We start from the raw sequence: 21,836 nt of genomic DNA, 5'->3' as shown, positions 1-21,836 counted from the left end.
ATCCTTCCCGCCCCCGTTTTCGGGGGCGTTTTTTTACAGCACCTTTCCCCGCATCGATTTGGTCGAACTGCGCCGCGCTTTCCCTTCCAGCCGCCGCTCTTTCGACGCGCGCGTCGGCCGCGTGGCGCGCCGCGCCTTCTCTACCCGCGTCAGCTCCTGAATCAAATTGACCAGCCGCTGCACTGCCGCCTCGCGGTTCATCTCCTGGCTGCGATACTCCTGCGCTTTGATAATCACTATGCCTTCCGGCGTAATCAGATGATGCTTCGCCGCCAGCATGCGCTGTTTGTGAAACGGCGGCAGTGACGACGCGGCGATATCGAAACGCAGATGGATAGCGGTGCTGGTTTTATTCACATGCTGCCCACCTGCGCCCTGGGCGCGAATGGCGCTTAGCTCGACTTCGCTGTCAGGCAGCTCAACCGTATGTGAAACTTTAATCATCTGTCACCTGAGACAACGTCGTCTCGTTTAACCTGTTCATCAACTTAACCTTTTGTGCTTGCTGTTTGTGGCGCGTAGCCAGCGGATTCTGTCACTTTAGCCTCTTTCGACGCTACGATCCTGCTTTGGTCTGGCTGAAATCCTGGAAATGCCTGTGATATAGTTCCTCAGGCAACCAGAGTATTCTTGCTCTGCTGAGGAGGTGAAAGTGCAAAAATATTGTGAATTGGTTCGTCAGAAGTATGCCGAGATCGGCAGCGGCGAACTGGGATATGTGCCCGATGCGATCGGATGCGTTTTAAAGGCACTCGATGATATTGCCGCAAATTCTGCGCTAAACTCTTCTGTCAGGGAACAGGCAGCCTATGCCGCTGCAAACTTACTGGTGAGCGACTATGTTGACGAATGAAGCTTATAGACCCATCAACTGCGATGATTACGACAACCTGGAACTCGCCTGCACGAAACGCTGGACGCTTGAGCTGACTCTGAAAAACGGGGAAGCGCTGAAGGCGAAAGCGACGGATATGGTTTCACGTAAAAACGTCGAATACCTTTCTATCGATCTCTCCGGCGAAACGCGCGAGTTGCGCCTCGATCACATCGCCAGCTTCAGCCATCCTGAGCTGGGCACCGTTGTCGTCAGCGAAGAATAACGACAGCGCCTCGGGCGGGATATTCCCGCCCCCTTCCCTAAGGTTTCAGCGACCCATAGTAAGCCGACAGATCCGACATATCCTCATCGCTTAATCCAGCCACAAACGCTTTCATGACTTCCGCCTGCCCGCCGCTGCGCTCGCCCTTTTTATAAGCCTGCAGCGCATGGTTGAGGTAAGCGGCATTCTGTCCCGCAAGGTTGGGATAGAGCGGCATACTGCTTTTTCCCTGCGCGCCATGGCAGGCGGCGCAGGCGGCCGACTTCTGCGCCCCCGCGTTGACGTCGCCGTCGGCCAGCGTCGGCAGCGCCGCCGCCAGCAGTAAGGCGGCCAGTAATCTCTTCATGGTTGCTCTCCAGCACTCTCGTTATTTTGCCAGATCGCCTGCCAGCCGCTGTCGTCAACGGCGGCGCCTTCCCGGGTGACGAACAGACCGGGCGCGCAGACAAGCGTCTGATTGTAGTAGATCAGCGGAATACGTCCGCGCTGCCACGGCGGGATCGCCAGCTCCTGCCACAGCTTTTTGATTTCGCGGCCGCCAGCGCGGCCCGCCAGATGAAAATAGCCCTGCGCATGAAAACGTACGCTCACCTCTTCGTGCGCGTCGGGCTGACGCAGCGCCGAAGGCGCGCGGTAGGCATGCAGCACGCCGAGCCGCTGCGGCAGCACCAGCGGCGCGCGGCGATCGGGCCACGGCAGCAGCCGATCCTTTAGCGACGCGCAGCGCGGCACCCAGTAGAGCCGATCGCGATAGCGGCGCGCCTCGGCCTCGCCAAAGCGTAAACGCGGCTGCGCGTCTTCGCGGCTCAGCATCACCTCCTCGCGCAGACGCGTCAGCGCGGCGCGCGACACCATCGGCGCGCCCTGCCAGCCGATCCAGCGTCGCAGCAGCGCGTTCGCTCGCGTCTCGCTCATCTGTAAAAGCGGCGGGAAATGCAGGCTGCCGTCTGGATGCATCAGACCGGCCAGCTGCTCCGCCAGCAGTTCGTCCAGCAGCTGCTCCTGATCGCCGCACAGCGCCGCGCTGCGCGCGCACGCGGCAGCGAAGTGCGGCCAGCGCGCCTGCAGCGTCGGCAGCAGATGCTGGCGCAGGAAATTGCGATCGTAGCGCGCGTCCTGATTGCTTTCATCTTCGATCCAGCGCAGCTGATGCTGCCGCGCGTAGGCTTCAAGCTGCTGACGCGACTGCCCGAGCAGCGGACGCAGCAGCACGCGGCCGTGGCGCTGATGCCGCACCGGCATCGCCGCCAGCCCGGCCGGTCCGCTGCCGCGCTTCAGCGCCAGCAGCAGCGTCTCGCACTGGTCGTCGAGATGCTGTGCGGTCAGCAGCCACTCGTCAGGCTGCATCGCCGTCGTCAGCGCCTGATAGCGCGCCGTGCGCGCTGCGCCCTCGACGCCCTGCTCGCGCGCGTCGACCTGCACGCGCAGCACTTCGCAACGCAGCTGCCAGGATTCGCAGATCGCCACGCAGTGCGCGGCCCAGCTGTCGGCGTTGGGGCTTAATCCGTGGTGGACATGCAGGGCGCGCAGGCGCGCTTGTGGGTGCGCCTGTTGCCAGCTAACCAGCTGATGCAGCAGCACGGTGGAATCGAGACCGCCGCTAAACGCCACCACCAGCGCGGCATCGTCGGGCAACAGCGAAGCGAGATGAGACAAAGGCATGACGCGTTCCAGAATCAGGGCCGCCGGATGCGGCCCCTGCGCGCGCTATTTTACGCCTGATAGAGCTCCAGCGGCAAACCATCCGGATCGGCAAAGAAGGTGCACTGCTTGCCGGTCAGATCGTCGATGCGGATCGGTTCGCACACTACGCCTTTTTCCGCCAGCGTTGCAACCGCTGCGCCCACGTCCGGCACGGTAAAGGCCAGATGACGCAGGCCGCAGGCTTCAGGGTGACTGACGCGCGCCGGCGGCGAAGGAAAGGAGAAAAGCTCAATGGTGTACTGGCCGTTCAGCGCCAGATCGCCTTTCCACGAATCGCGCGCTTCGCGGTAAACCTCGCCCATCAGGCTAAAGCCGAGCACATCGCAGTAAAAAGCCTTACTGCGCGCATAATCGGTGGCGATGATGGCGATATGGTGAACAGAAGATAACTGCAACATGAAAAGACTCCGTAACTGTTTTGTCTATCCTGAGACGTGCGGCGGCGGCTTGCAATGCGCAATTGTCTGAAGCCGCAGCCTTTTTCCATTATTTCAGCACCCGAACGCGATAATCGCCCTCTTCCGTCAGCGTCGCGCCGTGAATATCGGTCTCAAAACCGGGATAGTGGCGTCCGATAGTGCAGAGCATCAGCAGGAAGTCGAGCACCGCGCGACTCTCTTCGGTGATCATCTCCCCTGGCATCACCAGCGGCACGCCTGGCGGATAGGGCAGGATCATATTGGCGGAGACGCGTCCCACCAGCTGCTTCAGATCCACCGTCTCTACTCTGCCCTGCACCTGCTGCTGGAACGCCTGATGCGGCGTCATCTTCATTTCCGGCAGCACGTCGAACGCCTTGAGCATCAGGCGCGGCAGATCGTGCTGGCGGATCAGCTGGTGGATCCCCTGCGCCAGCGTCTGGATGCGCATATTGCGGTAGAAGTCGGGATCTTCGGCGTAGAGATCCGGCAGCATGTTTTTCACCCGCAAATTGAGATCGTAGGCGCGCTTGAACTCGGTCAGGCCGCGCAGCACGCTCATCGCACGGGTCTTGTCGATGCCGATGCTGAACAGAAACAGCAGGTTATAAGGCCCGGTTTTCTCTACCACAATGCCGCGCTCGTCGAGGAATTTCGCCACCAGCGCCGCCGGAATCCCCTCTTCCGCCATCTCGCCCAGCTCGCTCATACCGGGCGTCAGAATGGTGACCTTAATGGGATCGAGATACATATGGTCGGCGTCCGCCTGGGTAAAGCCGTGCCACTCTTCCTCGCCCGGCTGAATTGGCCAGCACGCCGCTTCGTCGATATGCTCCGGCTGCCAGATATCGAAGAACCAGCTGTCGGACTCCTCCCGCAGGCGCTGAATCTCCCGGCGAAAATGCAGCGCGCGCTCGACCGAGCGATTGATCAGCCGCTTGCCGGGATTGCCGCGCAGCATCGCCGCCGCCGTTTCAATCGACGACACAATCGCGTAGTTGGGCGATGTGGTGGTGTGCATCATGTAGGCTTCATTGAAGGTGTGCTCGTCGTAATCGCCTTTAATATGGATCAGCGACGCCTGCGAGAAGGCCGCCAGCAGCTTGTGGGTCGACTGGGTCTCATAGATCACTTTGCCAGGCGTACGCTCGCCGCTCATGCCGCTTTTGCCGGCATAGATAGGATGGAAGTTGGTATAGGGCACCCAGGCGGAATCGAAGTGTATCGACGGCACCTCCAGCGTCTCCTTGATGTACTGGGTGTTATAGAGCAGACCGTCGTAGGTGGAGTTGGTGATCACGGCGTGCACCGGCCAGCTGGCGCGCGCGGTGTTCGCCACCTTCTCCTCAATGCTGGCGCGGGTGAACTCCCGCTTAGGGATGCCGCCGAGAATGCCCAGCGCGTTGCGCGTCGGCTTTAGCCAGATCGGCACAATATCGCTCATCATCAGCAGATGCGTCAGCGACTTATGGCAGTTGCGGTCGATCAATACCGTGCTGCCGGTCGGCGCCGCATACATGCCGACGATTTTATTCGAGGTCGAGGTGCCGTTGGTCACCATATAGCTCTGTTCGGCGCCGAAAGTTCTGGCGACGTACTCTTCGGCCTCCAGGTGCGGGCCGGTATGATCGAGCAGCGAACCGAGCTCGGTCACGGAGATCGAAATATCCGCCTTCAGCGTATTAGCGCCGAAGAAGTCGTAAAAGAGGCTGCCGACCGGGCTTTTTTGAAAAGCGGTGCCGCCCATATGACCGGGCGTACAGAAGGTGTATTTCCCCTCTTTCACGTAGGTGAACAGCGCTTTGGTCAGCGGCGGAGTAATGTGGTCGATATAGTCGTCGGTGTACTGACGGATATGCAGCGCGATATCGTCCGCGGCGCTCAGCGCATATTCAAAGAAGTGCAGCGCCATGCGCATCTCATTGATGCTGACATCCATCTGGGAATGGGTGTTGATAAAGGCGTAGAGCGGCAGGTGTTCATTGAGCTGATTGATATCGGCGCAGAGCGCCGGACTGTTGTGCGCGTCCCAGTCAAAGATCACGCCGCAGATACGCGGGTTGTGCTCTATCAGCTTCAGCAGGTCGTCGATGTTCGTCGGATAAATCAGCTGAAAGCCCTGCTGCGTCAGCGCGGTATTCAGTTCGCGCAGCGGCTCGTCTTTGTAGAACATGCCGTGTGAACCCATGATCGCCAGAATATTCAATGCGCACCTCCCTTTTAGTGTGGCAGGGCTAATCATAGCGAAGGATAGCGGTCGGGTGCTGTCGGAATGCTCTACTCTGTTGCCGATCGGCAAATCAGAGGCATAAAAAAAGCGGACCGGAGTCCGCTTTTTCACCGCTGTACGCCCTTAAGCGTAGCCGTAGCTCATCAGACGCTGATAGCGACGATCGAGCAGCTCTTCGGTGCTCAGGGTGTCGAGATCGGCCAGATCCGCCAGCAGCTGGTTTTTCAGCGACAGCGCCATATCCACCGGCTGACGATGCGCGCCGCCCAGCGGTTCAGGAATGATCGAGTCGATCAGCTTCAGCTCTTTCAGACGGTTGGCCGTGATGCCCATCGCTTCTGCCGCCAGCGGGGCTTTATCCGCGCTTTTCCACAGAATCGAGGCGCAGCCTTCCGGCGAGATTACCGAATAGGTGCTGTACTGCAGCATATTCACTTTGTCGCCCACGCCGATGGCCAGCGCGCCGCCTGAACCGCCTTCGCCGATCACGGTGCAGATCACCGGGATTTTCAGGCCGGACATTTCACGCAGGTTGCGGGCGATTGCTTCCGACTGGCCGCGCTCTTCCGCGCCCACGCCCGGATAGGCGCCCGGCGTGTCGATAAAGGTGATCAGCGGCATCTTGAAGCGCTCGGCCATCTCCATCAGGCGCAGCGCTTTGCGGTAGCCCTCCGGCGCCGGCATACCGAAGTTGCGGCGGATTTTCTCTTTGGTTTCGCGACCTTTTTGATGACCAATGATCATGACCGGGCGGCCGTCGAGACGGGCGATACCGCCGACAATCGCTTTGTCGTCGGCATAGGCGCGATCGCCAGCCAGCTCGTCAAAGTCGTCAAAAGCGTTGCGAACGTAGTCAAGCGTATAAGGACGCAGCGGATGGCGCGCCAGCTGCGCGACCTGCCATGCGCCCAAATCGGCGAAGATTTTACGGGTCAGCTCGACGCTTTTTTCGCGCAGGCGCTGCACCTCTTCGTCCAGATTAATATGTTTATCATCCTGACGACCAATCGACGTAAGCGAATCAATTTTCGCTTCAAGTTCCGCGATCGGCTGTTCAAAATCCAGGTAATTAAGACTCATAATGTTCCTGTTTTAGTCAAACTCCAGTTCAACCTGCTCCGACCCTATCAACGAACGCAGTTCGTTGAGCAGGCGATCGCTGGGCGAAATACGCCACGCTGCACCAAAGCGTAGCTTCGCTCGCGCGTCGGCTCTCTGATAGTAGAGATTCACCGGTATCGTCCCCGAGCGATGGGGCTCAAGAGACTGGCGGAGCCGGTTTAATAGCTGGTCATCAATTTGCCTGTCCGTCAGCGAGATAGCAAGTCCGCGCGCGTATTTTTCGCGCGCTTCGTCAATGTCCATGACTTCACGAGCGGTCATTTTAAGGCCGCCGCTGAAGTCATCAAAGCTGACCTGTCCGCTGACGATCAGGATACGGTCTTTCTCCAGCAACTGCTGGTATTTATCTAACGCATCGGTAAATAACATCACCTCAAGACGACCGGAACGATCGTCCAGAGTACAGATACCAATTCGGTTGCCGCGCTTGGTCACCATCACGCGGGCCGCCACCACCAGACCGGCGGCGACGGTAATTTTGCCACGCTCGGTAGGATGCATGTCCTTGAGGCGCATGCCGCCTACGTAGCGTTCAATCTCTTTCAGATACTGATTGATCGGATGGCCGGTGAGATAGAGGCCGAGCGTTTCCCGCTCGCCGTCGAGCTGCACCTGCTCCGGCCAGGGCGCCACGCTGGCGTAGGATTTCTCTACCTGCTCCGGCTCTTCCGCCAGCACGCCGAACATGTCGGCCTGGCCGATCGCCTCTGCTTTTGCATGCTGATCCGCTGCCTTCAGCGCGTCGCCGAGCGAACTCATCAGCGCCGCGCGATGCGGCCCGAGACGATCGAAGGCGCCGGACATGATCAGCTTCTCCATCACGCGACGATTGATCTTTTTGGTGTCGGTGCGCGCGCAGAGATCGAACAGTTCGCGGAAATAGCCATCCTGGTTGCGCGCTTCGAGGATCGCCTCGATCGGACCTTCGCCGACGCCTTTGATCGCGCCGATGCCGTAGACGATCTCGCCGTCGTCATTGACGTGGAACTGATAGAGACCGGAGTTGATATCGGGCGGCAGCACCTTCAGCCCCATGCGCCAGCACTCGTCCACCAGGCCAACCACCTTCTCGGTGTTGTCCATATCGGCGGTCATCACCGCCGCCATAAACTCGGCCGGATAGTGCGCCTTCAGCCACAGCGTCTGATAGGAAACCAGCGCATAGGCGGCGGAGTGCGATTTGTTAAAGCCGTAGCCGGCGAATTTCTCCACCAGGTCGAAAATCTTCATCGACAGCTCGCCGTCGATGCCCATGCGCTCCGCGCCCTCTTTAAACACCGAGCGCTGCTTGGCCATCTCTTCCGGTTTCTTTTTACCCATCGCGCGGCGCAGCATATCCGCGCCGCCCAGGGTATAGCCGGAAAGCACCTGGGCGATCTGCATCACCTGTTCCTGATAGAGGATAATGCCGTAGGTGGGTTCGAGCACCGGCTTCAGGCTTTCATGCTGCCACTGAATATCGGGATAGGAGATCGCCTCGCGCCCGTGCTTACGGTCGATAAAGTTATCCACCATGCCCGACTGCAGCGGACCGGGACGGAACAGCGCCACCAGCGCGATCATATCTTCAAAGCAGTCCGGCTTCAGACGTTTGATCAGGTCTTTCATGCCGCGCGATTCAAGCTGGAACACCGCCGTGGTTTCCGCGCGCTGCAGCATGTCGAAGCTTTTTTTATCCTCCAGCGGGATAGCGGCGATATCGATCGGCGGCAGCCCCTGCTTCTCCCGGCGCGGGTTGATCATCTTCAGCGCCCAGTCGATGATGGTAAGCGTGCGCAGACCGAGGAAGTCGAACTTCACCAGACCGGCGTATTCGACGTCATTCTTATCGAACTGCGTGACCGGATGGTTGCCGTTCTCGTCGCAGTAGAGCGGCGCGAAGTCGGTAATCTGCGTCGGGGCGATCACCACGCCGCCGGCGTGCTTGCCGGCGTTACGCGTGACGCCTTCCAGCTTGCGCGCCATATCGATCAGCGCTTTGACCTCTTCGTCCGCGTCGTACATTTCCGGCAGCTGCGGCTCGACGGCGAAGGCTTTTTCCAGCGTCATGCCGGGATCCGGCGGGATCAGCTTGGAGATGCGATCGACGAAGCCGTACGGATGACCCAGCACGCGGCCGACGTCGCGGATAACCGCTTTCGCCGCCATGGTGCCGAAGGTAATGATCTGCGATACCGCCTCGCGCCCGTACATCTCGGCGACGTGATCGATCACCTGATCGCGCTTCTCCATACAGAAGTCGACGTCGAAGTCAGGCATCGAGACGCGTTCCGGGTTAAGGAATCGTTCGAACAGCAGATCGAACTCCAGCGGATCGAGGTCGGTGATCTTCAGCGCGTAGGCGACCAGCGAACCGGCGCCGGAGCCGCGTCCCGGACCGACCGGAATGCCGTTATCTTTCGACCACTGGATAAACTCCATCACGATCAGGAAGTAGCCAGGGAAGCCCATCTGGTTGATAACGTTGAGCTCGATTTCCAGACGCTCGTCATATTCCGGCCGCTTCTCCGCGCGCACGGCCGGATCGGGAAAGAGAAACTCAAGGCGCTCTTCCAGCCCTTCCCGCGACTTCATCACCAGAAAATCTTCGGTGGACATATCGCCTGTCGGGAACTGCGGCAGGAAGTACTCGCCGAGGCGGACCGTGACGTTGCAGCGCTTAGCAATCTCTACGCTGTTTTCCAGCGCTTCCGGGATGTCCGAGAACAGCTCGCACATCTCCTCTTCGCTGCGCATATATTGCTGAGGGCTGTAGTTGCGCGGGCGTTTGGGATCGTCCAGCGTATAACCGTCGTGGATCGCCACGCGGATTTCATGGGCGTCGAAGTCCTCTTCATTCAGGAAGCAGACTTCATTGGTGGCGACCACCGGCACGCCTTCGGCGATGGCGAGCTCAACCGCGGCGTGCAGATAGCTCTCCTCGTCGGCGCGGCCGGTGCGCGTCAGTTCAAGGTAGTAGCGATCGGGAAAATGGGTCTGATAGAAGTCGAGGCACTGCGCCACCAGGGCGCTGTTGCCGCGCAGCAGGCTGCGGCCCACGTCGCCGCAGCGTCCGCCGGAGAGCAGAATCAATCCTTCGCCCAGCTCTGGCAGCCAGTCGCGATCGATAACCGGACCGGCGATGCCGTAACCGCGCTGATAGGCGCGCGAGATGAGCAGCGTCAGATTCTGATAGCCGGTATTGTTGGCGGCCAGCACCGTCAGCTGGGTCAGCTCGTCGCCCATGAGTTCGCTGGCGACCTTGAAGTCCGCGCCGATAATCGGTTTGATCCCCGCGCCGTGCGCGCTGCCGTAGAAACGCACCAGCCCGCACAGGTTCATAAAGTCCGTGATAGCGAGGGCCGGCATGCCAAGCGCAGCCGCCTTTTTGACCAGCGGCCCGGTTTTCGCCAGGCCATCGACCATAGAGTAGTCACTGTGGACACGCAGATGTATAAAACGGGGTTCAGCCATATCGGTTTCCGGTTAAAACAGCGTCAGGCTATTAAAGCGTAGCTGGCTGGCCTGCGGCCAGAACTTCAGCGTCGATCAGGGCGTTGCGCACCGGCGCAAAGCTGCGGCGATGGTGCGGCGTGGCGCCGTGCTGCGTCAGTTTTTCCATATGCAGCGCGGTAGGATAGCCTTTGTGCTGCGCGAAGCCATACTGGGGAAAGAGCCGATCCAGCTCTGCCATTTCGCTATCGCGCGACACCTTGGCGATAATCGACGCCGCGCTGATCTCCGCGACCAGGCTATCGCCTTTCACTACCGCCTGCGAAGGCATCGGCAGCGCCGGGCAGCGGTTGCCATCCACCAGCACGAAATCGGGCGCGATGGCCAGGCCGGCGACCGCGCGCTGCATCGCCAGCATGGTGGCGTGCAGAATATTGAGCCGGTCAATCTCCTCCGGCTCGGCGCGGCCCAGGCTCCATGCCAGCGCTTTTTCTTTGATCTCGTCGAACAGAGCGAGACGGCGCTTTTCCGACAGTTTCTTCGAGTCAGCCAGACCCTGAATCGGGTTGGCCGGATCGAGAATCACCGCCGCCGTGACGACCGCGCCGACCAGCGGGCCGCGGCCCACTTCGTCAACGCCCGCAATCAGGCGGGCATTGGGATAGATAAAATCAGCCATTGGCGATCTCCAGTACGGCGTCCGCTGCCTGTTCGTCTGCGTTCCAGCGGATCTGCTGATGCAGTTCGGTGAAGGTCGCGAGCAGCGCATCGCGTTGCGCACCGGCATGCAGCAGCGGCTCGAGCGCCGCCGCCAGCGCGTGCGGTTCGCACTCCTCCTGCAGCAGCTCTTTCACCAGCTCGCGCCCCGCCAGCAGATTGGGCAGCGAGACGTAAGGCGTCTTCACCAGCCGCTTCGCCAGCCAGAAGGTCGAAGGCTTCATACGATAGCCGACCACCATCGGGCATTTTGCCAGCATACACTCCAGCGCGGCGGTGCCTGATGCCAGAATCGCGGCGTCGCTCGCAATCATCGCCTCGCGTCCCTGGCCGTCCAGCAGATGCATCGGTACTTCAGGAGCGACGTCGGCTTTGATCTGTTCGAACTGCGCGCGACGTTTCGCGTTGACCAGCGGCACGACGATTTCCAGCGCCGGATAGCGTACCCGCAGCAGCTGGGCCGCCCGCAGAAAATCGGCGCTGAGCATCTCGACTTCCGCATGTCGGCTGCCGGGCAGCAGTGCGAGGCAGAGCGCCTCGTCGCTAATGCCTAGCGTGCGGCGTGCGGCAGATTTATCCGGCTGCAGCGGCATCGCATCCGCCATGGTGTGGCCGATAAAGCGGCACGGCACGTTGAAGCGATCGTAAAAGGCTTTTTCAAACGGCAGGAAAGCGAGCACCAGATTGGTATTACGACCAATTTTAAATACGCGCTTTTGTCGCCACGCCCAGACCGAGGGGCTGACGTAGTGAATGGTGCGAATGCCGTTGCGCTTCAGTCGCCCTTCCAGCCGGATATTAAAATCGGGCGCATCAATGCCGACAAAGACATCCGGCTTGAGCTCGGTAAAGCGCTGCGTCAGGTCGCGGCCGATTTTCATCAGGCGCGGCAGACGGCCGAGCACTTCCACGATGCCCATCACCGCCAGCTCTTCCATCTCATACCAGGTTTCGCAGCCTTCGGCCTGCATGCGCGGGCCAGCTACGCCGACGAAACGGGCATCAGGATGACGCGCTTTGAGCGCGCGGATCAGACCGGCACCAAGAATATCGCCGGAAGTTTCTCCGGCGACCAGGGCTATCGTAAGGGGACGCACTGACATGAATTAACGAATCAACCCACGCGTAGAACGAGCGAAGAAGTCGTAGAAAGGCTGCACTTCGCTATGCTGCTTCGCCAGCGCTTCGATTTCCGGCTTGGCTTCTTCCAGCGTTTTGTTGCTGCGGTACAGCACTTTATAGGCGTTGCGAATAGCGTGCAGCGCCTCTTTGCTGAAGCCGCGGCGCTTCAGGCCTTCGATATTGATACCGAACGGCGTCGCGTGGTTGCCCTGCGCGATAACGTACGGCGGCACATCCTGCGCGACGCCTGAACACCCGCCGACCATCACATGCGCGCCGATGGTGCACCACTGATGCACCGCCGTCATTCCGCCGATAATCGCAAAATCGTCCACGGTGACGTGACCGCCCAGCGTGGCGTTGTTGGCGAAAATGCAGCGGTTGCCGATCACGCAGTCGTGCGCGATGTGCGCATTCACCATCAGCAGGTTATCGCTGCCGATAGTGGTGACGCCACCGCCCTGCGCGGTGCCGCGGTGAATGGTCACGCTTTCGCGGATGCGGTTGCGGTCGCCTACTTCAACGCGCGTCGGCTCGCCGGCATATTTCAGATCCTGGTTCACTTCGCCGATAGAGGCGAACTGATAGATCTGGTTATCTTTCCCGATACGCGTGTGGCCATTGATGACCACATGCGACTTCAGGACCGTCCCTTCACCGATTTCCACATGCGCGCCGATAAAGCAGAACGGGCCGATGTGGACGTTGGGGCCGATGATGGCCCCATCTTCGATGACGGAACTGGCATGGATGGTGGCGGTTGGATCAATCACAGATTATGCCTCCCGGCTACGGGCACACATCATGGTCGCTTCACAGACGATCTTGCCGTCAACGGTAGCAACGCCTTTAAAACGCGTCAAACCGCGGCGGGTTTTCTCGAAAGTCACTTCCATGATCATTTGATCGCCCGGTACGACCGGACGCTTGAAACGGGCTTCGTCGATGCCGGCGAAATAGTAGAGCTCACCCGGCTCCAGTTTACCCACGCTTTTAAACGCCAGGATACCGGTAGCCTGCGCCATCGCTTCGAGGATCAGAACGCCAGGGAAAATCGGTTTACCAGGGAAATGCCCCTGGAAAAACGGTTCGTTAACAGAGACGTTCTTTACCGCGCGCAGATACTTGTGCTCTTCAAACTCCAGCACGCGATCAACCAGCAGAAACGGGTAGCGGTGCGGCAGCAGCTCTAAAATTTCTTCAATTTTCAGAGTATGAGTTTCAGTAGTCAAAATACTCTTCCTGTCCTAAAAATCTGATGACATCAATAACACGGCCTGCACAGATCAATATGATCCTCCGCAGGCCGAAATCGGTTCAATGGCGCCTGGCTTGCCTGCTTAACAGTTTTTATTAGCAAGCCGGTCGCATGTGGGATGGCGTTTAGTCGTCTTTGCCGACCTTCCGCTCGATGGCTTTTAAGCGCTTGCTCATGTCATCGATGTTCATCACCAGCGCTGCAGTTTTGCGCCAGGTTTTATTGGGTTGTAGCGGAATGCCGGAGGAGTATACCCCAGGCTCTGTGATAGGACGCATAACCATGCCCATACCGGTAACAGTCACCTTGTCACAGATTTCCATATGGCCGTTAATGACGCTGGCGCCGCCAATCATACAGTAACGTCCAATTTTCAAACTACCCGCCATGATCACACCACCCGCAACCGCGGTATTGTCGCCAATAACCACGTTGTGTGCGATCTGACACTGGTTGTCTATGATAACACCATTGCCGATCAGAGTGTTATCCAGCGCGCCACGATCGATAGTGGTACAGGCGCCGATTTCTACCCGATCGCCGATAATTACAGCGCCAAGCTGCGGGATTTTCACCCAATTGCCGCGATCGTTGGCGTAGCCGAAACCGTCCGCGCCGATCACGGTGCCGGACTGAATCAGACAATCCTGACCGATTTCGATTTCATGGTAGACGGTGACGTTGGCCCACAGGCGGCTATTGTTGCCGATGCGCGTCTTTTTGCCAACGAAGCAGCCTGCGCCGATGACGACGTTATCGCCAAGCACCACGTCCGATTCAATCACCGCGTTGGCGCCGACAGAGACGTTCTGCCCCAGCTTCGCGCTGGGATCGATTACCGCGCTGGGCGCGATATTCTGCGCAGGCTGCGGCGTGGTATCCAGCAGCTGAGCCATGCGCGCATAGGTCAGATAGGGATTCTTTACTACCAGCGCGGCCGAGTGGCACCACTCCAGATCCGCTTCCGTCAGCACCACGGCCGAAGCCTGACACTGGGCGAGCTGCTCGCGGTAGCGGCTGTTGCTGAGAAATGTGATTTGGCCGGTTTGGGCGGATTGCATAGAAGCAATGCCGGAGATGGCGAGGTCGCCATCTCCGTGCAATTCTGCATCCAACTGCTGGGCTAAATCAGCCAGTCGAATTGATGACATCGATTATTTAACCTGTTTCAGCACGTCAGCAGTAATGTCTTTCGCGTTTGCCGCGTAAGCCACCGCGTTGGCGTCGATCACCACGTCATAACCTTCGTCGCTCGCGACTTTCTTCACGGCGTCCTGAATGCGGCTCAGCAGTTTGTTACGCTCTTCCATCTGACGGCGGCGGTTATCCTGCTCGAAAGCCTGGGCTTTAGAAGAGAAGGCTTCGCGCTGCGACATGACGTCTTTTTCCATGCGGCTGCGATCGCTGGCCTTCATGGTTGAACCGTCGCGCTGCAGGCGCTGCATTTTGGTTTGCAGATCGCGTTCCTGGCTCTGCAGCTCGGTTGCGCGGCCTTTGAATTCGTTTTCCAGCTGTTTAGCAACGGTCGCACGCTGCGGTAACTGTTGGAAAATGCTGGACACGTTTACCACTGCGATTTTGTCAGCAGCCTGAGCGCCTGCGGATACAGCTAAAGCAAGACCCAGTCCTGCGGCACACAACAACTTTTTCACTATAAACTCCTTACCATCAACGTTTGTGTCAGCGACACAGTGTTTGCTCCGAACCGCACTAAAAACCGCGGTTCGGTAGCAAGACTTCAGCTTATGCTTCCTTGCTCAGAACCCTACCAGGTTTTACCAATGTTAAACTGGAACTGTTCTGATTTGTCCCCTTCCACTTTTTTGACCGGCTGGGCATAAGAGAAGACCAGCGGCCCCAGCGGGGACATCCACTGCAGCGCAATACCGCTTGAAACGCGGATATTGTTTGGATCGCTATAGTCCGGGATGCCGGCGGCACGGGTTTCAGCCGTATTCTCCCACTTGGTATCCCAGACGGTACCCGCATCCACGAACAGCGAGGTGCGTACCGAGTTGGCGTATTTCTCGCTCAGGAACGGCGTCGGCGTAATCAGCTCCAGGCTGGCCACCGCCATCGCGTTGCCGCCGACCGCGTCGTCCGACTTACAAATGCCGTTCGGATCGCTCAGCGTACAGGTAGACGAACGGTCGTTCAGGTAAGCCGCTTTCGGACCGATGGTGTTAGAGCGGAAACCGCGCACCGTGCTCGAGCCACCCGCATAGAAGTTCTCATAGAACGGCATCTCTTTACCGCCCAAACCATCGCCGTAACCGACGCGGCCGCGGCCTAACACCACCCAGGTGCGATCGCGGTTAAGCGGCACGTACTGCTGGGTATCGAGCGTCGCTTTGTAGAAGCTGTTGTCCGATCCCGGGATGGTGACCTTGCCGTTCAGGTTGGTACGGTTACCCGAGGTCGGGAAGAAGCCGCGATCCAGGGTGTTGTACGTCCAGCCGTAGTTGAAGGTGAAGTCATCTGCCGAGAAATCGCCTTTGTCGTTCAGCTCCTGCGGCTTGCCGACCGAATCGAGATAGCGCCACATCGCCACCTGCGGCTGCATGTTGGAAAGGTCGTTGTGCACATAGCCCAGGCCCACACGCAGCGTGTTGTTTTCGTTGACCGGGAAGCCCAGGGTGCCGTCTACGCCGTAACTTTTGTTGGTGTAGTCGGACAGGTCGGCATCGTCTGCTTTAAAGTCGTTATAGAAGACGCGGCCGCCCAGGCTCACGCCGTCGACCGTAAAGTACGGATCGGTCAGCGAGAATTCGGCATAGGTCTGATAGTCATTTTTGGTACCGCTGATGCTCACCGTGTTGCCGGTGCCCAGCCAGTTGTCCTGGGTGACGCCAACCTGGAAGCTGACGCCGCTTTCGGTGCCGTAGCCGACGCCGAAGTTAAAGGTGCCGGTGTTGCGCTCTTTCACCTTGTAGACCACGTCTACCTGATCGGGCGCGCCCGGCACGCGCTGGGTGTCCACATCAACGGTTTCAAAGTAGCCGGTGCGGTTCAGGCGCTCTTTACCCTGCTCCACCAGGTCGCTGCCCAGCCATGCGCCTTCCATCTGGCGCATTTCGCGACGCAGCACCGCATCTTTCGAGGTGTCGTTGCCTTCGAAGCGCACTTTGCGCACGTAGTAACGGTTGCCGGCATCGACGCTGATATGCAGCTTCACCGTTTTATCGGCGTCGTTGATTTCCGGCTGCGTCATAACGCGCGGATAGGCGTAGCCGTAACGGCCCAGCAGCTTCTTGATATCATCTTCCATCTGGGTGACTTTGGTGCCGTTATAGAGCTCGCCCGATGGAATCTGCGTCAGATGTTCGATTTCTGCCGAGTGGCCCGCCATGCTGCCATTGACGATCACGCCGGCGATTTTGTACTGATCGCCCTCGGTGATGTTAACGGTGATGTAGATGCCTTTTTTATCCGGCGTCAGGCTGACCTGCGTCGAATCGATGTTAAAGCGCGCATAGCCGCGATCGAGATAGAAGCTGCGCAGCGTCTCAAGGTCACCCGCCAGTTTTTGCTTCTGATATTTGCGATCGCCGACCACGTTCCACCACGGCACTTCGTCGCGCAGCTGGAAACGAGAGATCAGCTCGTCAGAGCTAAACGCCTTATTGCCGACGATGTTAATCTGCTGAATCTTGGCGGAGACGCCCTCGGTGAAGACCAGTTTCAGGTCGACGCGGTTGCGCGGCAGCGGCGTCACTACGGCCTTCACGTTGGCGGTGTATTTACCGACGCTGTAGTAGAAATCCTCCAGTCCCTTTTCAATCGAAGAGATGGTGGTGCGATCCAGGGCTTCGCCTACGCGTACGCCAGAGGCCTCAAGGTTCTGCTTGAGCTGCTCCTCTTTCACCGCTTTGTTGCCGGTAAAGGTAATGCTGGCAATGGTAGGACGTTCTTTTACCTGAACAATCAGCGTAGTTCCGTCGCGCAGGACCTGAACATCCTCAAAGTTGCCGGTAGCGAACAGTGAACGAATGGTATTTTTGACATCTTCGTCATTAACCGTATCGCCAACTCGTACCGGCATGCTCAGCAGAGCCGCGCCGACGGCGACTCGCTGCAGCCCTTCGAAATGAATATCCTTCACCACGAAATCGTCTGCACCGTAAACGGTGGCGCTGCTAAACAGCAGCGACGCTATGAGCAACTTTTTCATCGCCATCGTTATTATGCGTTTTCCTAACACATCCCGCGTCTGTCTGCGTTCCAGCGATTACAGACGTGAGAAATCATTGAAAAGTGCAAGCCCCATTAACAACACCAGCAGGATTGAGCCAATGCGATAACTGAAGTCCTGAACTCGCTCGGACACCGGTCCACCTTTGATCTTTTCGATCGCCAGGAAGAGCAAATGCCCACCATCTAACACCGGCAGTGGGAAGAGATTGATGATTCCAAGGTTGACGCTAATCAACGCCAGAAACATCAGGTAGTAAATCATCCCGTATTCCGCTGACAATCCTGCGCCCTGCGCAATCGAAATCGGCCCGCTCAGGTTGTTCAGCTTTACATCGCCGGTAATTAACTTGCCCAGCATGGAGACCGTCAGCTTCATCAGTTGCCAGGTTTTCGCGCTGGCTTCACCGACAGCGTCAAACGCGCCATACTGCCTTACCGTTTTGTAGGCTTCCGGCAGCGGGACTACGCGCGGGATAACCCCGGCGAAACCCTCTGCCTTCGCGCCCGGCCTGGCTTCCGGCGTCAGGTGCAGCTGCACCGTTTCGCCGTTGCGATTCACGTCCAGGACCATCTCTTTGCCAGGATTATCCCGCACCTGCATGACAAAACTTTGCCATTGCGTTAACGGCTGACCATCGACTTTAACGATCCTGTCGCCCGCTTGCAAACCGGCGACGCTTGCGGGCGAGTCAGCCTGCACCTCCGCCAGCGTGGTTTCGATTTGCGGCCCGCGCGGACGAATGCCCAGCGCCACAACCGGATCCTCTTTGTCTGGCTCGAACTGCCAGTTGCGCAGATCGACCGCTTTCTGTTGCGTCGCTTCTTCGCCGAAGCGCGAGACGGTCAGCACCGTTTGCGCGTCGCCGATTTTGCCGATCAGCGCCATACGCACGGCATCCCAGTCAGGCGTTTCGATACCGTCGACTGCTTTAAGTTCCATCCCGCTGACAATTTGCGCCTGCGCCGCCACCGATCCGTTCACAATTTCGCCAACGACCGGGCGCACACCCGGAACGCCGTGAATAAACACGACCCAGTAGGCGAACACGGCGAAGATGAAATTGGCGACGGGACCGGCGGCGATAATCGAGGCGCGCTGCCAGATGGCTTTATTGTTGAAAGCCTGATGACGCAGTTCGGCGGGCACGCTTTCCACGCGCTCGTCGAGCATTTTGACATAGCCTCCGAGCGGGATCAGCGCGATAACGTATTCGGTGCCCTGCTTATCGCGACGCTGCCAGAGCGCCTTGCCGAAGCCGATAGAGAAGCGTTCAACGCGCACGCCGCAGCGGCGCGCTACCCAAAAATGGCCGAACTCGTGAACGGTGATCAGCACGCCAAGGGCGATGATAAAGGCGACAAAACTCCACAATATACTCAACATCTACGCCTGTCCTCAGAGAGTGCGGAACACCAGCAGCAGTAAACAGGCGAAAACCGGCACCGCCGCGGTGAGGCTGTCGATGCGATCGAGTATGCCGCCGTGACCCGGGATCAGGCTGCCGCTGTCTTTAATGCCCGCTTCACGTTTGAACATGCTTTCCGTTAAATCGCCCAGCACCGAGGCGAGCGTCGCCAGCACGGCGCAGACGATCAGCGTACCGGCGGAAACGGTCAGCGGCGCTAAGCTGGCGAACAGCCAGGCGATCAGCGCGGAAGAAACCAGGCCGCCGAAAAAGCCTTCCCAGGTTTTACCGGGCGAGACCTTAGGCGCCAGCTTATGTTTGCCGAACAGCCTGCCGAACATGTAGGCGCCGGAATCCGCGCCCCACACCAGGAACATCACGAACAGCAGCCACCATGAGCCGGCGTAATGATCGCTCTCGTAGTGATACTGACGCAGCGCCATCATGCCCCAGAAAAAGGGGATAAGCGTGAGAATGCCGAATACCAGGCGCAAGGGGCGCGAATGGCGCCACAGAGAGGCCGAGGCGGGATAAGAGAGAACCAGGAACAGCGCCACAATCCACCACGCCAGCGACGCCCAGAGCGACGTGGCGACCTGCGGCAGATGTACGTCACGCTGATAGGGAGGAAGAGTAAAGAGCATCCCCGCCAGCAGCAGCCCACACAGCAGAGAAAGCCAGATGCGCTGTTGGCGCGACGCCATGCCCGCAAGCTGGCCCCATTCCCAGGCGCCGAGCATGCAGATGATAATCGTCGTAATCGCAAAACCAACGGGCGGTAACCAGAAAAGCGCAGCAATCACCAGCGGAATGAGAATAAGCGCGGTAATCAGACGAGACTTCAGCAAAGGTTACCCCCTGTTTGCTCAGGCGCCGCCTGGTGCAGCGCCGCCAAAACGACGCTCCCGCAGAGAGAATGCATTCAGTGCACCTTCAAAAACGTGTTCATCAAAATCAGGCCAGAGAACATCGGTGAAATAAAACTCAGCATAGGCGATCTGCCACAGCAGGAAGTTGCTAATCCGATGCTCTCCCCCGGTCCTTATCACTAGATCCACTGGAGCCAGTCCCTGCATGCACAGATGGGCAGACAGGTTTTCCTCGGTGATCTGGTCAGGACGCAGCAAACCTTCCTGAACCTGCTCAGCGAGTTTTTTCACTCCCTGGATAATATCCCAACGTCCGCCATAGTTCGCGGCAATATTGAGAGTCAGTCCACTATTTTGCTGAGTCAGTTCCTCGGCGCGACGAATACGCTCCTGAATACGGTTACTGAAACGGCTTACGTCGCCGATAACGCGCAGACGCACGTTGTGCTTGTGCAGGCTCTTCACTTCGCTGTCGAGCGCCCAGACAAACAGCTCCATCAGCGCCGTGACTTCCGAAGCCGGTCGGCTCCAGTTTTCACTGCTGAAGGCATAGAGCGTCAGCGCTTCAAGATTATTGCTGACGGCGAAGCTGACGGAGCGGCGTACCGCTTTAACGCCCGCTTTATGGCCGGAAATACGCAGTTTTCCCTGATTTTTAGCCCAACGACCATTGCCATCCATAATGATAGCCACGTGACGCGGGCCTATTCCCTGTTGGTCATCGGTTTTGTTGTGATTATTGGACGACATAACGCGTAATTAATTCCTGTTGTCAGAAATGCTGTGGTTTCTGAATACATTGCGCCCGGTCTTCTCTCACCCAAAAGGGGCGAGGCGCATCAGATGCGATGCCATACCCGGAAACGCGAGCGAGCGACTATACCATTTTCGCTACAGGCGAACAAATAGCGGCGCGCGTTAACGCGAGGTCGCGAAACGCGGCAGCATCTCTGTGGCGCTGGCGCGCGCGGCGCGGTCGATATCCAGTACGGCGTCCACCGAGTCCGGCTCCGCAAACGTCTGCGCCGCCAGCGCTTCGCTGTTGATCGCCGCGATGTCGGTAAAGCGGATCTGGTTATCCAGAAAGGCCGCCACCGCAACCTCATTGGCCGCGTTCAGCGTCGTGGTCGCCGCCTGCCCTGCCTCGCAGGCATCTATCGCCAGTTTCAGGCAAGGGTAGCGGGCAAAGTCAGGTTCAGCGAACGTCAGCGCGGACATGCGGGTGAAGTCCAGCGGCGTGACGCCTGCCGAAATACGCGCGGGCCAGGCCATGCAGTGTGCAATGGGGGTGCGCATATCCGGTGAACCGAGCTGAGCCAGCACGCTGCCGTCGCAGTAGCGCACCATGGAGTGGATCATCGACTGCGGATGCAGGATCACCTCCATTTGCGCTGCGCTGGCGTTAAATAACCAGCGGGCTTCAATGTATTCGAGACCTTTATTCATCATGGTGGCCGAGTCGACGGAGATTTTACGTCCCATCGACCAGTTCGGATGCGCGCAGGCCTGCTCTGGCGACATGGTCGCGAGGTCAGCCAGCGGCGTGTCACGAAAAGGACCACCCGATCCCGTAAGGATAATGGACTCAATGCCATTTTCTCGCAGGTCAGCGTATCCTAACTGATGCTGGATGGAAGCGGGCAAACTCTGAAAAATCGCGTTATGCTCGCTGTCGACGGGCAGCAGCTGCGCCTGATGATGGCGTACAGCCTCCATAAACAAACGGCCGCAGGTGACAAGAGACTCTTTATTGGCGAGCAGCACGCTTTTCCCGGCGCGGATCGCCGCCAGCGTCGGCAGCAAACCCGAGGCGCCGACGATCGCCGCCATCACCTGGTCGACCTCGTCGAGCGCCGCCAGCTCACACGCGGCCTGAACGCCGGAGAGCACTTCGGTAGAGACGTTGAGTGCTTTCAGTCGTTCACGCAGCGCCTGCGCGGAAGCTTCATCCGCCATTGCCGCATAGCGCGGCTGAAAGGCCTGACACTGTTCCGCCATCAGCGCAACGTTCTGTCCGGCCACCAGCGCGGTGATTTGATAGAGCTCAGGATTGGCGCGAACCACCGCCAGCGTGCTGGCGCCGATTGATCCGGTAGAACCCAGCAAGGTTAATCGCTTCATTAAGCTATCCCTGTGAAGACGTCGAATAACTCCGCAAGCGCGGAAGGTATAATGTAAAACGCCGCCAGAGCGCATTCGCAATGAACACAGCCCTGAACGGCGTTTTATACCCAAGGATATCGGGTATAGAGAGCAACCGATG

At 58.7% G+C, this 21,836-nt stretch carries 20 protein-coding genes; 2 read left to right on the top strand and 18 right to left on the bottom strand.

Annotated features, from left to right (window positions below; genetic code table 11):
- Positions 1–33: 33 nt before the first annotated feature.
- Positions 34–444 carry an alternative ribosome rescue aminoacyl-tRNA hydrolase ArfB gene (gene arfB, locus JS46_RS08505; protein WP_033749609.1) on the bottom strand — a complete coding sequence of 137 codons (411 nt, stop codon included), beginning with the start codon at positions 442–444 and terminating at the stop codon, positions 34–36.
- 208 nt (positions 445–652) lie between these two features.
- On the opposite strand from arfB, the gene JS46_RS08500 reads away from it, so the two are divergent.
- Together JS46_RS08500 and rof are read left to right on the top strand one after the other, a co-directional pair.
- A complete protein-coding gene (locus JS46_RS08500) occupies positions 653–853 on the top strand; it encodes a YaeP family protein (RefSeq protein ID WP_033749608.1) in 201 nt (66 codons plus the stop codon).
- A complete protein-coding gene (gene rof / locus JS46_RS08495; RefSeq protein ID WP_033749607.1) occupies positions 840–1,100 on the top strand; it encodes a Rho-binding antiterminator in 261 nt (86 codons plus the stop codon). The genes JS46_RS08500 and rof overlap by 14 nt, the downstream gene beginning before the upstream one ends.
- A 37-nt stretch (positions 1,101–1,137) precedes the next feature.
- On the opposite strand, the gene JS46_RS08490 is transcribed toward rof, so the two are convergent.
- From JS46_RS08490 to ispC, 17 genes are all read right to left on the bottom strand, one after another.
- Positions 1,138–1,446, bottom strand: coding sequence for a cytochrome c (locus tag JS46_RS08490; protein ID WP_033749605.1), 309 nt, complete (start codon positions 1,444–1,446; stop codon positions 1,138–1,140).
- A complete protein-coding gene (tilS, locus tag JS46_RS08485) occupies positions 1,443–2,762 on the bottom strand; it encodes a tRNA lysidine(34) synthetase TilS (RefSeq protein ID WP_033749604.1) in 1,320 nt (439 codons plus the stop codon). The genes JS46_RS08490 and tilS overlap by 4 nt, the downstream gene beginning before the upstream one ends.
- A gap of 50 nt (positions 2,763–2,812) precedes the next feature.
- Entirely contained in the window at positions 2,813–3,202 is a 390-nt protein-coding gene (locus JS46_RS08480) for a VOC family protein (RefSeq protein ID WP_033749603.1), read from the bottom strand.
- Between the two features lie 88 nt (positions 3,203–3,290).
- The gene (locus JS46_RS08475) at positions 3,291–5,429 is read right to left on the bottom strand and encodes a lysine decarboxylase LdcC (protein ID WP_033749602.1); all 2,139 of its coding nucleotides are present in this window, start codon (positions 5,427–5,429) and stop codon (positions 3,291–3,293) included.
- Positions 5,430–5,576: 147 nt separating this feature from the next.
- Entirely contained in the window at positions 5,577–6,533 is a 957-nt protein-coding gene (gene accA, locus JS46_RS08470) for an acetyl-CoA carboxylase carboxyl transferase subunit alpha (protein WP_033749600.1), read from the bottom strand.
- Between the two features lie 12 nt (positions 6,534–6,545).
- Complete coding sequence (gene dnaE, locus JS46_RS08465; RefSeq protein ID WP_033749599.1) at positions 6,546–10,028, bottom strand: DNA polymerase III subunit alpha; 3,483 nt, start codon at positions 10,026–10,028, stop codon at positions 6,546–6,548.
- Positions 10,029–10,059: 31 nt separating this feature from the next.
- On the bottom strand, positions 10,060–10,686 hold the full coding sequence (gene rnhB / locus JS46_RS08460) for a ribonuclease HII (RefSeq protein ID WP_033749598.1): 627 nt from the start codon (positions 10,684–10,686) through the stop codon (positions 10,060–10,062).
- Positions 10,679–11,827: a lipid-A-disaccharide synthase gene (gene lpxB / locus JS46_RS08455; protein WP_033749596.1), complete on the bottom strand. Its 1,149-nt coding sequence runs from the start codon at positions 11,825–11,827 to the stop codon at positions 10,679–10,681. Before lpxB ends, rnhB begins: the two co-directional genes overlap by 8 nt.
- A gap of 3 nt (positions 11,828–11,830) precedes the next feature.
- A complete protein-coding gene (gene lpxA, locus JS46_RS08450) occupies positions 11,831–12,619 on the bottom strand; it encodes an acyl-ACP--UDP-N-acetylglucosamine O-acyltransferase (protein ID WP_033749595.1) in 789 nt (262 codons plus the stop codon).
- A 3-nt stretch (positions 12,620–12,622) separates the two neighbouring features.
- A complete protein-coding gene (fabZ, locus tag JS46_RS08445) occupies positions 12,623–13,078 on the bottom strand; it encodes a 3-hydroxyacyl-ACP dehydratase FabZ (RefSeq protein WP_013507953.1) in 456 nt (151 codons plus the stop codon).
- Positions 13,079–13,229: 151 nt separating this feature from the next.
- A complete protein-coding gene (gene lpxD, locus JS46_RS08440) occupies positions 13,230–14,255 on the bottom strand; it encodes a UDP-3-O-(3-hydroxymyristoyl)glucosamine N-acyltransferase (RefSeq protein WP_033749592.1) in 1,026 nt (341 codons plus the stop codon).
- Positions 14,256–14,258: 3 nt separating this feature from the next.
- A complete protein-coding gene (gene skp, locus JS46_RS08435) occupies positions 14,259–14,756 on the bottom strand; it encodes a molecular chaperone Skp (RefSeq protein WP_033749591.1) in 498 nt (165 codons plus the stop codon).
- A 113-nt stretch (positions 14,757–14,869) separates the two neighbouring features.
- On the bottom strand, positions 14,870–17,281 hold the full coding sequence (gene bamA, locus JS46_RS08430; RefSeq protein ID WP_033749589.1) for an outer membrane protein assembly factor BamA: 2,412 nt from the start codon (positions 17,279–17,281) through the stop codon (positions 14,870–14,872).
- A 51-nt stretch (positions 17,282–17,332) separates the two neighbouring features.
- Complete coding sequence (gene rseP, locus JS46_RS08425) at positions 17,333–18,682, bottom strand: sigma E protease regulator RseP (protein WP_033749588.1); 1,350 nt, start codon at positions 18,680–18,682, stop codon at positions 17,333–17,335.
- Positions 18,683–18,694: 12 nt separating this feature from the next.
- On the bottom strand, positions 18,695–19,552 hold the full coding sequence (cdsA, locus tag JS46_RS08420) for a phosphatidate cytidylyltransferase (RefSeq protein ID WP_033749587.1): 858 nt from the start codon (positions 19,550–19,552) through the stop codon (positions 18,695–18,697).
- 18 nt (positions 19,553–19,570) lie between these two features.
- The gene (gene ispU, locus JS46_RS08415) at positions 19,571–20,323 is read right to left on the bottom strand and encodes a (2E,6E)-farnesyl-diphosphate-specific ditrans,polycis-undecaprenyl-diphosphate synthase (RefSeq protein WP_033749586.1); all 753 of its coding nucleotides are present in this window, start codon (positions 20,321–20,323) and stop codon (positions 19,571–19,573) included.
- A gap of 168 nt (positions 20,324–20,491) precedes the next feature.
- The gene (gene ispC, locus JS46_RS08410; protein ID WP_033749584.1) at positions 20,492–21,694 is read right to left on the bottom strand and encodes a 1-deoxy-D-xylulose-5-phosphate reductoisomerase; all 1,203 of its coding nucleotides are present in this window, start codon (positions 21,692–21,694) and stop codon (positions 20,492–20,494) included.
- Positions 21,695–21,836 lie beyond the last annotated feature (142 nt).

The sequence above is a fragment of the Pantoea sp. NGS-ED-1003 genome (genome assembly GCF_000738765.1).
In the GTDB taxonomy this organism is placed as follows: Bacteria; Pseudomonadota; Gammaproteobacteria; order Enterobacterales; family Enterobacteriaceae; genus Pantoea; species Pantoea septica.
Note: the sequence above shows the minus strand (reverse complement) of the source record. Positions and strands in the feature narration are given on the sequence as shown.